7 protein-coding genes (1 of these 7 only partly in view) are annotated in these 10,325 nt (G+C 65.4%); 2 read left to right on the forward strand and 5 right to left on the reverse strand.

The genetic code is table 11. The features are described from left to right. The first annotated feature begins 14 nt into the window (after positions 1–14). Positions 15–1,196, forward strand: a complete 1,182-nt coding sequence (gene bktB, locus DM450_RS21805) for a beta-ketothiolase BktB (RefSeq protein ID WP_142639079.1) — start codon at positions 15–17, stop codon at positions 1,194–1,196. Positions 1,197–1,309: 113 nt separating this feature from the next. Further along, positions 1,310–2,386: an aromatic ring-hydroxylating dioxygenase subunit alpha gene (locus DM450_RS21810; RefSeq protein WP_142639081.1), complete on the forward strand. Its 1,077-nt coding sequence runs from the start codon at positions 1,310–1,312 to the stop codon at positions 2,384–2,386. A 12-nt stretch (positions 2,387–2,398) separates the two neighbouring features. Here DM450_RS21810 and DM450_RS21815 read toward each other — a convergent pair whose 3' ends face one another. The 5 genes from DM450_RS21815 to tnpC form a co-directional block, all read right to left on the reverse strand. Further along, positions 2,399–3,307 (reverse strand): ROK family protein, encoded by a 909-nt coding sequence (locus DM450_RS21815; RefSeq protein WP_142639083.1) that lies wholly within the window; start codon positions 3,305–3,307, stop codon positions 2,399–2,401. Further along, entirely contained in the window at positions 3,304–6,534 is a 3,231-nt protein-coding gene (locus DM450_RS21820; protein ID WP_260610507.1) for a glycoside hydrolase family 2 TIM barrel-domain containing protein, read from the reverse strand. Before DM450_RS21820 ends, DM450_RS21815 begins: the two co-directional genes overlap by 4 nt. Continuing rightward, entirely contained in the window at positions 6,531–7,910 is a 1,380-nt protein-coding gene (locus DM450_RS21825) for a family 43 glycosylhydrolase (RefSeq protein ID WP_142639085.1), read from the reverse strand. Before DM450_RS21825 ends, DM450_RS21820 begins: the two co-directional genes overlap by 4 nt. 3 nt (positions 7,911–7,913) lie before the next feature. Continuing rightward, a complete protein-coding gene (locus tag DM450_RS21830; protein ID WP_142639087.1) occupies positions 7,914–9,218 on the reverse strand; it encodes a sugar porter family MFS transporter in 1,305 nt (434 codons plus the stop codon). Between the two features lie 480 nt (positions 9,219–9,698). Continuing rightward, positions 9,699–10,325: the final stretch of an IS66 family transposase gene (gene tnpC, locus DM450_RS21835; RefSeq protein ID WP_142633891.1), read on the reverse strand. It continues 1,017 nt past the right edge of the window; only the last 627 of its 1,644 coding nucleotides appear in the window; its start codon lies off the right edge, out of view; it ends in the stop codon at positions 9,699–9,701.

Below are 10,325 nucleotides of genomic sequence, written 5' to 3' on the forward strand. Positions count from 1 at the left end.
CTGAGGTTCCGATCATGACCACCATCTATGCCGTCGCCGCGGCCCGTACCGCCATCGGCGCCTTCGGAGGCGCGCTCAAGGACCAGACGCCGGGCGATCTCGGCGCCCATGTCGCCCGTGCCGCCGTGGCCCGCGCCGGGATTGCCCCCGAGGCCGTCGGCCATGTCGTGTTCGGCCATGTCATCACCACCCACCCGCGCGACCATTTCGTGGCCCGCATCGCCGCGCTCGGCGCCGGCGTGCCAGTGGAAACGCCGGCGCTCACCGTCAACCGCCTCTGCGGCTCTGGCCTTCAGGCGATCCTCTCGGCGGCGCAGGCGATCATGCTGGGCGACTGCGCGGTAGCGCTGGGCGGCGGCACCGAAGTGATGAGCCGCGCGCCGTTCTACCTCCCCGACATGCGCTGGGGCCGCAAGATGGGCGACGGTGCCGTCATCGACGGGCTCAACGGCGCGCTCACCGATCCTTTCCACGAGATACTGATGGGCGTAACGGCAGAGAACGTCGCGCAGCGCCACGGCATTACCCGCGAAATGCAGGACGCGCTCGCCCTCACCAGCCAGACCCGTGCCGCCCGCGCCATTGCCGAAGGCCGCTTCCGCGACCAGATCGCTCCGTTCGAATTGACGACCCGCTCCGGCACCCGGCTGTTCGAGGAGGACGAATATGTGCGCCGCGATGCCACGCTGGCCGATTTCGAGAAGCTGCGCCCGGTGTTCCGCAAGGCCGAAGGCACCGTGACGGCAGGCAATGCCTCGGGCATCAACGACGGTGCCGCGGCGGTCGTGCTGGCCAGCGAAGAGGCGGTGCGCCAACATGGCCTGACACCGCTCGCCCGGCTCGTGTCCTACGGTCATGCAGGCGTGGACCCGGCCTATATGGGCATCGGTCCGGTCCCCGCGACCCGTGCCGCGCTCGCCCGCGCCGGCTTAAGCGTGGCCGACCTCGACGTGATCGAGGCGAACGAAGCTTTCGCCGCGCAGGCCTGCGCCGTCGCCGCAGAACTCGGGCTCGATCCGGACAAGGTGAACCCCAACGGCAGCGGCATCGCTCTGGGCCATCCGGTGGGCGCGACGGGGGCGATCATCGTCACCAAGCTAATCCACGAACTGCACCGCAGCGGCGGCCGCTACGGCCTCACCACCATGTGCATCGGCGGCGGTCAGGGGATCGCGGCAATCTGGGAGAAAGTGTAGAGACTGCACACCCCATCTAATTTTTGCAACAAGACGTCAAAATCATTGCGTTTGATAGGTCATGGTAAATCGTCGATGGGTGGGCGCAACACTCCCCCTAGCGGACGAATACCATGGCCACTGCCGCCCAGATCGACACTCCCAAGCCCCCACTCCCTCGCCCTCCAATTCCTCATGGCTGCACCTTCGACGCCGATGACTGGTACGTGCTGGCCAGGCATTGGTATCCGGTGGCGCTGGTTCGCGAAGTCGGCACCGCCCCGGTCGGCACCAAGCTGCTCGACCAGCCGATCCTCGTCTACCGCGCGGGTGAGGACATCGTCGTCGCCACCGACGTCTGCCCGCATCGCGGCGTGCCGCTCAGCATGGGCACCCAGCAGGGCGACGGCGTGGTCTGCCCTTACCACGGCCTCAAGTTCGGCAGTGGCGGCAAGTGCGTCCACGTGCCCGCCCACCCGGCGCGCGACATTCCCGCCCGCCTGCACTTGCGCACGTTCCCGAGCGTCGAGCGCTACGGCCTCGTATGGACCTGCCTCGATGCCGAAAGCGACGTGCCGCCGCCGGGCGCCATCCCCGACATGCCGCACTGGGACGAGGCCGAATTCCAGCAGATCACCTGCCCGTGGATCGACATCAAGGGCTTCGCGGGCCGCCAGCTCGAAGGCTTCCTCGACGTCGCACACTTCGCCTTCGTCCACCACGAGACTTTCGCCGATCCCGACAATGCCGAAGTGCCCTCCTACACCACCAGGCGCACCGAATACGGCTTCGAGGCGGAATACTGGAGCAGCGTCGGCAATTATCCCATCGGCCTGACCCAGCGCGGGGTGCCGGGCTTCCGCTGGCTGCGCCACTTCCGCTGCCACCTGCCTTTCACCGCGACGCTGGAGATCCATTTCCCGGGCAAGGACCGCCTCGTCATCATGAACGCGGCTTCGCCGGTCTCTGCCCGCACCACCCGGCTCTTTGCGCCGATCGCCCGCAATTTCGACACCGACCTACCGGTGCAGGACGTCTACGACTTCAACCGCAAGGTCTTCGAGGAAGACAAGGCGATCGTCGAGGCGCAGATGCCCGAATGGCTGCCGCTCGATCCCACCGACGAAGCGCATATCCCCGCCGACATGAGCTCGATGACCTATCGCCGCGCGCTCAAGGCCATCGGCCTCAAGCGCTTCTTCGGGTATTGACGCGGCGCTGCGTCAGGCCTTGCTCGATTGCCGCCAGGCTTCTTCGGCGATCAGATAGGAACCGACAAGGCCCGGTGGCTCCGGCGAACGAGGCAGGAGGAGTGCCTCGTTCGCCTTCGCCGCGTCCCACTGGACGCAGTAGCCATTGAGCCGCGCCAGCGTTGCGGCACGGACCCGTTCGAGCAGGAATGGCCGGCTCATCACCCCGCCGCCCAGCACGATCCGCTGCGGCGCACTCGTCAGGATCAGGGTCATGCAGAGCTGCGCGAGATAATCGGCCTGCGCCTCCCACGCGGGATGGTCTTCGGGAATCTCGCGCGCGGTCATCCCCCAGGCGGCGTGCAGGGCCGGACCGCTCGCCAGGCCTTCGAGGCAATCTCCGTGATAGGGGCATACCCCCTCGAACCCGGCGTGGGCGGGGTGGCGCCGCACGGCGATATGCCCGCATTCCGGATGCCCCAGGCCGCGCACGCTATTGCCCTGGACCACGATGCCCGCACCGATCCCGGTCCCGACCGTGACATAGGCCAGGCTGTCGACGCCGTGGATACGCATCTCGGCAAGGGCCGCGGCATTCACGTCGGTGTCGATGCCCACCGGAACGCGGTAGCGCCTCCCCAGACGCTCCGGCATGTCGGTGCCTTGCCAGCCCGCCTTGGGAGTGGCGAGAATTTGCCCGTAACGCGGTGAAGCAGGGTCAAGATCGAGCGGTCCGAACGAGCCGAGACCGATGGCCGCAAGCGGGCCTAGTTCATCAATAGCTCCATCCAGAAATGCCTCGACGTCCGCCAGCGTGGCCTCTGGATCGCGGGTCGGGATCGTCGCCGTGCGAAGCGAACCCTTGCTGGTTCCGATACCACAGACAAATTTGGTGCCGCCTGCCTCGATCGCGGCGAACGTACGGGGCCCGGGCGCGCTCACTGGACCACCGTGGCCTGCGCGGCGCGGGCGCCGTCATTTTCAAGGGCATCCACAACCGGCGTGAGGCGGAAAGTGAAACGCAGCGGAGCAACCGGGACACGGTATTGCGGCAGCGGCCGCCCGACCTCGTTCCAGGTCGTGTCCCCGCCCACGCCGGACTGGATCCCATCGACCATCAGCGAGCCGGTCTCCTGCGGCACGATGTCGGTACTCCTGCGTGTACCCGGCGCGCGGCGGGAGAGGTCTGCATAAGGGAAGGCGAGCGCGTTCATCGTCAGCGGCCGGTCCCCGGCGATCTGCAAGGATGTCCCTTGCTCCGGCGAGAGCTGCATCCAGCGCACGTCGGTCTTGCTGCCGGTCTCCTGCGGGCGCTGGTAATCGTGGTTCTGCCCGGCAATCGCCCCGCGCCAGAGCGCGATCATCGCGCTGGTCTTGCGGTCGGCGTAGCTCTCATGCGGTCCGCGTCCATACCACTCGACGGTCTTGAAGCCGCCGACCGTGGCAAAGGCGAACCCGATGCGCAGCGGATCCGGCAGATCGGTGGCGACCGGCGTAAACGCACCTTCCACCTCCACGCTGCCGTCGCCCGCCATACGATAATGCGTCTCGAAACGGACGGCCTCGCCCTTCCCGGATTCGTCGGCGAAGGCATAACGCACCGTCACTTGCGCGCCGGTGGCCGTACGCGCGGCGGTGATCGCCGTCACCTTGCGCGCCGCCTCGATCGCTTCCCAACGCGCATCGGCGCCGTCGGGGCGGGTGCCGATATCGTTGTCGGTGAGGGCGCGGGTGAAGGACGGCGCGCCCCCCTTTACCAGCGCCTTGCCGCCGGCAGCATAGCTCGACACGAGCCCAGTCGTGCGGTCCACCGTCAGCATCGCGCCGCCGGCGGAAAGACGGTAGCTGCCCGCATCCTTTGCCAGCGTGACCTTGACCGGCCGCGCGACATCGGGTGCCGGACTGGAGCCGAGCGAGAACTGCTCCCAGCCGACCACCGCCCCGGCCTTTACCAGCGGCACAGACCCTTCCTTGGCCGTGGCGCGCACAGTGAGCATGTATTCCGAACCGGGATTGCGCGTGAATGCGGGCAGCGGCACCGCAAACGCCTGTTTCCCACGCGCCGGGGTGGAAAGCGCGGGAAGCGCGCCGTGGGCGATGGCCACGCCGTCCTCGTCCAGTTCCCACTCGAAGGAAAAGCCCGACAGGTCGCGGAAGTCGTGACGGTTCAACACTTCGATCCGCCCGGCTGCAGCATCGAGCGCTGCAAACTGGATCGGCGAATAGACCTTCTGCACTTCGAAAAGCTGCGGGTTCGGCGTGCGATCGGACTGGTTGAGGCCGTCGCCGAACTCGATCTCGCCGCGCGGATTGGGACCGAACGAACTGCCGTCGCCCCAGAAACGGCGGCCGTCCGCGGCATAGCGGTAGATCGACTGGTCCACCCAATCCCAGATGAAGCCGCCCTGCAGACGGTCCTCATGGGCATGGATAGTGTCCCAGATCTCCTTGAAATTGCCGCCGGAATTGCCCTGCATATGGGCATACTCGCATTGGATCATCGGCTGCGGATATGTCTCGGGATGCGCGGCATAATCGACCATCTGCTCGATAGTATCGTACATCGGCGCATAGATGTCGACGTAGGCGTTCGGGCGGTGGTCGCTGATCTGCGAGTGGCCGAGGAACGAGATCAGGCGCGTGGGATCCAGTGCACGGGCCGCGGCGGCGGCTTTCTCGAAGGTGGGGCCAACGCCCGTCTCGTTGCCGAGCGACCAGAAGATCACCGAGGCATGGTTCTTGTCGCGCTCCACCATGTTGGTGACGCGGCTGACGTGTGCGGCTTCCCAGGCAGGATCGTAGCCGAGCAGATAAGTGGCATTGTCCTTGGCGCGGTTGGCGGCGGAGAGGTATTCGTGGCTCTCGATGTTGGCCTCGTCCATGACGTAGAGGCCGTATTCGTCGGCCAGGTCGTAAAGCCGCTCATCATTGGGATAGTGCGAAGTGCGCAGCGCGTTGACGTTGTTGTGCTTCATCAGTTCAATGTCGCGGCGCATCGATTGCTCGGAGATCACGTGGAAGTGCTCCGGGTCATGTTCGTGCCGGTTGACGCCGCGAATGGTGATCGGCTTGCCGTTCACCGTAACGAGGCCGTTTTTGATCGCCACCGTGCGGAAGCCGATGCGCCGCGCGGTCGCCTGTACCGTCCCGCCGTTGCGATCGATCAGTTCGACCAGCAGCGTATAGAGATCGGGCGTTTCCGCCGTCCACGGACGCACACCGGGGATCGCGCCGTTCAGCCTGACCTCGCCGCCCGCTGCTTTCGCCCTGCGGGTGAGCAGGATCTTGTCACCGTCCAGCACCGTCGCCCGCACAGTCAGACCGCGCGCGGCGGGCGAAGTCTTGAGCGTCAGGTCGAGCGTGCCATCGCGGTAGTCGTTGGCGAGACCGGCGCGGGCGAAGACATCGTCCACCCGCGCGCGCGGCGCGGCGATAAGGTAGACCGAACGCTCGATGCCCGAAACGCGCCAGAAATCCTGATCCTCCAGATAGGAACCATCCGACCAGCGCCAGACCCGGATCGAAACCGAGTTGCGCCCGGGCTTGACGAAGCGCGTCAGATCGAATTCAGAAGGGAGCTTGGAATCCTCGCTATAGCCCACTTCCCGTCCGTTCACCCAGACCCGGTAGGCCGAGCCGGCCGCGCCGACATGGAGGATGACGTCACTGCCCTTCCAGTCCGCCGGCAGATCGAAATCGCGGCGATAGGAACCGACCGGATTGGCATCGTGCGGGATCAGCGGGCGATTGGGCGGGAACGGATACCGGACGTTGTTGTAGAGCGGGCGGTCGAAGCCCTGCGTCTGCCAGTCTGCCGGAACCTGGATCGGCTTCCATCCCGACACATCATAATCGGAACGGAAGAACCCTTCCGGCGCCTTGTCCGCATCCGGAGTGAAATCGAACTTCCACGTCCCGTCCAGCGAGAGATAGCGCTGCGAACGCACCGGATCATTGGCGATGGCCCTTTCACGGTCCTCGAACGGGAAGCCCGTGGCGCGGGCAGGCAACTTGCCCTTGGCGAAGACAGCCGGGTTTTCCCAATCGGGCCGTTCGGCGGACACTTGTGGCTGAATCGGCTTCGGCACCGGCGCGGCGGCAAAGGCGGACGAAGTGACGCCGATCGCTAGGCCGGCGCTGGCCAGCAGGAAATGTCTCGGCGGCATCATCGGGGAAAACTCCATTCAAGGATAGCGGCGGGGCCATCAAAGGCGATCCGCAAGTAACGGGCGGGTCCTGGCGACGGCAGCAGGATAGGAGAGCCGGACAGGTCCTTCATCTCCCGCACCGTGCGCCACTGCCTGCCGTCATCCGATGCAAGCAGCCGCAACGAAATCGGCGTGACCGGATCGGCCACGCGCAGTTCGCTAGCGCCGATCCGGCGCCTGCGCCCGGCATCGGCCTGAAGCCATGCACTGCCCTGCACTGGAGAGGCCCAACCGGTGGCGTAATTGTCATCGCCCGCCAAGGCAGCGGCATGGGCCGCATCCAGCACGGCGGACGCGCTGAGCCGGACAGGCTGCCCGGCACGGCGGCGCATCGCGGTGCCGGGAATATTCGGCCCGTCATGCGTGGGGCGGACCACCCGCAGGCGCTCTCCCTCGACCACGAGCCGGTCAACCGCGACCTGGCGCCGCACTTTGCCGTCCGCCGAAGGGAACGGCAGTGCCTGCCGGTGGTAGAGGATGAAGTCCTGCCCGCCCGCCGCAAAAACCGCATGATGGCCTGGGCTGATCACGCTACGCGCCGCATCGGTGGCAAGGATCGGCGCGTCCTCCGGCTCGGTGAACGGCCCCAGCGGCGAGGAACCCACAGCGTAGCGAACCTGATAGGTGTCCTTCGTGGTGTTGCCCCAGCTATAGGTCAGGAAGTAGCGTCCGCCGCGCTTGAACAGGAACGGGCCTTCGAAATAGTGCAGCGGGGTCACGTCCTGCGGCTCGCCGTCGAACGTCACCATGTCCGGCTTGAGGCGCACCACATAGCAGCGCCCGTTGACCCAGTTGAGCCCGGAGCCCCAGTAGAGATAGGCGGTGCCGTCATCGTCGATGAAGGCTTCGGCATCGATCATATGATAACCCGGCCGGTAATTGCCGGGGATCAGCGGGCGGCCATGATTGGCATCGCGCCATGGCCCGGCCGGGTGCTCTGCCACGCCAACCCAGACCTCGCTGCCGACCGAGACGTACATCCAGAACCGTCCGTCGCGCCCGCGCACGACCGAAGGCGCCCAGACTTTGCTCTTGTTGGAAGTGGCGCTGGTGGCCGCCAGCTTGGTCGGCCAGTTCGGCTCAGAGAAGGTCCAGTCGCGAAAATTGCGCGAACGCCAGAGGCCCAGCCGGTCGCCGCCCCAGGGATCCTCTGTGACGAAGATGAACCACTCGCCCTCATACTGCACGATCGAGGGATCGGCGAAGTAGCCGGGCAGGATCGGATTGCGCGCGCCCGGATCGATCGCCACCGCTTCCTTTTGCGCTGCCCCGGCAGGAACGACGCCGCCAAGGAGCGCCGCACCCGTGAGGCAAAGTGCCGCTGCAAGACGGATCATCTCTTACATGGCCTCGCCGATGGCTTCGAGCGAGCGGCGCTTGGTCTCGGGGAAAAACACCAGCACGGCCACGAACTGCAATGCCATCATACCCGCGAAAAGCCAGAACGGCAGGGCGCGGGCATGCGCGGCCATCAGCGGGAAGCCGAAAGCAATCACCGCATCCATGAACCAGTGAACCGAGGAACCGAGGCTCTGCCCGCGAGCACGCACGTCGGTGGGGAAGATCTCGCTGATGTAGACCCAGATCACCGCCCCTTGCGAAAAGGCGAAGAACGCGATGAAGCCGATCAGAAGATAGAGCAACCAGCTTTGCGGCGCACCGCCGCCGAAAATCACCGCGACCCCCGACAGTGCAGCGGTGAGGCCGACCGAGCCGATCAGCAACAGGGTCTTGCGACCGATCCGGTCGATCACTGTGAGTGCCAATGCGGTGAACAGCAGGTTGCAAGCGCCGATGACGATGGCCTGGCGGTCCGCCGAAACGCCGGAGAAACCCGCCGCAGCGAAGATGTCGTTGAGGTAATAGAGGACTGCGTTGATGCCGGAGAGCTGGTTGAATGCGGCAATGGCGATGGCCAGCAGCATCGGTCGGTGGTGCCGCTTCCAGCTGAGGCGCGGGGCGTGCGCCTGCTCTTCCGCACGGCGCCAGACGGTGATTTCGCCCGCGACATCGGCATTACCCAGCTTGGCGAGCACTGCGGCCGCTTCCGCCTCGCGCCCCTTGGCGAAAAGCCAGCGCGGGCTGTCTGGAATGGTGCGCATCATTACCAGGAGCACGAGCGCGGGAAGCGCCGTGATGCCGAACTTCACGTGCCAGTCAAGCGCACCGAGTTCGAGGCTCGATACGAAGTAGTTGCTGAGATAGGCAACCAAAATCCCCAGCACGACGTTAAGCTGGAAGGCGCCGACCATCATGCCCCGCCGCTCGGCGGGCGCGATTTCGGCGATATAGACTGGGGCCAGCACCGAAGAAGCCCCGACCGCAAAACCAGCCAGCACCCGCATGATCAGCAGCATCGCCCAATTCACCGCCAGCAGGCAGCCCACGCCGGAAACGAGATAGAGCAGTGCGATCACTGTCAGCGACGCGCGCGCGCCATAACGGTCCCCGGGAATACCGGCAAGCAAGGCGCCCGCCAGCGTCCCCCAGAGCGCACTGGAGACGGTAATCCCAACTCCGGTAGCGTCGAGACCGAAAGCAGTGCGGATGCCTTCCGTTGTTCCGGCGATGACCGCCGTGTCAAAACCGAACAAGAGCCCGGCGAGCGCGCCGACAAGCACGCCCCGGAATAGCGTTACATTCATCCAAACTGCCCTTCCCAACCAACATTCTGATTTTACAATATAACCTTAAAGAGCCCCTAGGGTGACACCCCAAAAGGTATCTCCCGCTGCATCTGACACGGCCGCGCATGGATAATCTACGAAAACCAGACTGCTGGATTGAAATCGAGCCACCGACATGATCACCATGAACATGGTCCAACCTCTCGTTCGATCACGCGGCTATCTCCCGCAGGTGGTTACTCGTCCGCCAATGCGCTAAGCAGACGCCTTTTCCGTGTCCATCGTGAATGATGCAGCGATCAAGTCAGAAATTGGCTGGAACATCGATCCCGGACCGCGCCGCACCTCCCACATGAGAAGGGGCACGTGACCGGAAACGTGCGGTATGGGCTCGTCATGCGACTTGATCCCATTCCGGAAATGCCCTGCCCATAGCTCATAACGAGAGTCTTGCAGTTGAAATGTAGCCATCCGGTGAAAGCCGCGGCGTAGCGCGGATCAGGTGGTGATCGAGCGCTGGGTTGGCTGCCAGTTCCATGGCAGCAGCTCGTCGAGTTGGCGAACCGGATGCTCAGCGATGCGAGCGAGCACGTCCGCGAGCCAAGCCTGGGGATCGATGTCGTTCAGGCGGGCGGTCTGGATCAAGGTGTAGAGGACAGCCGCGCGCTGACCGCCACGATCGGATCCGCAGAATAGCCAGGCTTTCCGGCCGAGCGGCACGCAACGCAGAGCGCGTTCTGCGGCGTTGTTGGTCAGGCAGACCCGGCCGTCGTCGAGGAAGCGGGTGAAGGCGTCCCAGCGCCGGAGCATGTAGTTGATGGCCTTGGCGAGATCGTGGTTGCGCGACAGCCTGGCGAGTTGGGTGGTGAGCCAGGCGTGAAGCTCGGCCATGAGTGGCCCACTCAGTTCCTGGCGCACAGCGAACCGCTCTGCCGCGTCATTACCGTTGATGCCGCGCTCGATATCAAACAAGGCATCGATCCGCTGCACGGCCTCGAGTGCGATCGGGTAGATCATGCCGGCATGCTCGCCACGGCCCTTCTTGCGGGCTGCGCTGGCAACGTCGGCGAGCTCGAAGAACTTGCGCCTCGCGTGGGCAAAGCAGCCGGCCTCAAGCACGGGCGC

The organism is Sphingomonas sp. IC081 (genome assembly GCF_006874585.1).
In the GTDB taxonomy this organism is placed as follows: domain Bacteria; phylum Pseudomonadota; class Alphaproteobacteria; order Sphingomonadales; family Sphingomonadaceae; genus Novosphingobium.

Excerpts from the sequence above, each read along its gene's own strand:
- bktB (WP_142639079.1), top strand. The coding sequence starts at position 15 with ATGACCACCATCTATGCCGTCGCCGCGGCCCGTACCGCCATCGGCGCC.
- DM450_RS21810 (WP_142639081.1), top strand. The coding sequence starts at position 1,310 with ATGGCCACTGCCGCCCAGATCGACACTCCCAAGCCCCCACTCCCTCGC.
- DM450_RS21830 (WP_142639087.1), bottom strand. The coding sequence starts at position 9,218 with ATGAATGTAACGCTATTCCGGGGCGTGCTTGTCGGCGCGCTCGCCGGG.
- DM450_RS21825 (WP_142639085.1), bottom strand. The coding sequence starts at position 7,910 with ATGATCCGTCTTGCAGCGGCACTTTGCCTCACGGGTGCGGCGCTCCTT.
- DM450_RS21820 (WP_260610507.1), bottom strand. The coding sequence starts at position 6,534 with ATGATGCCGCCGAGACATTTCCTGCTGGCCAGCGCCGGCCTAGCGATC.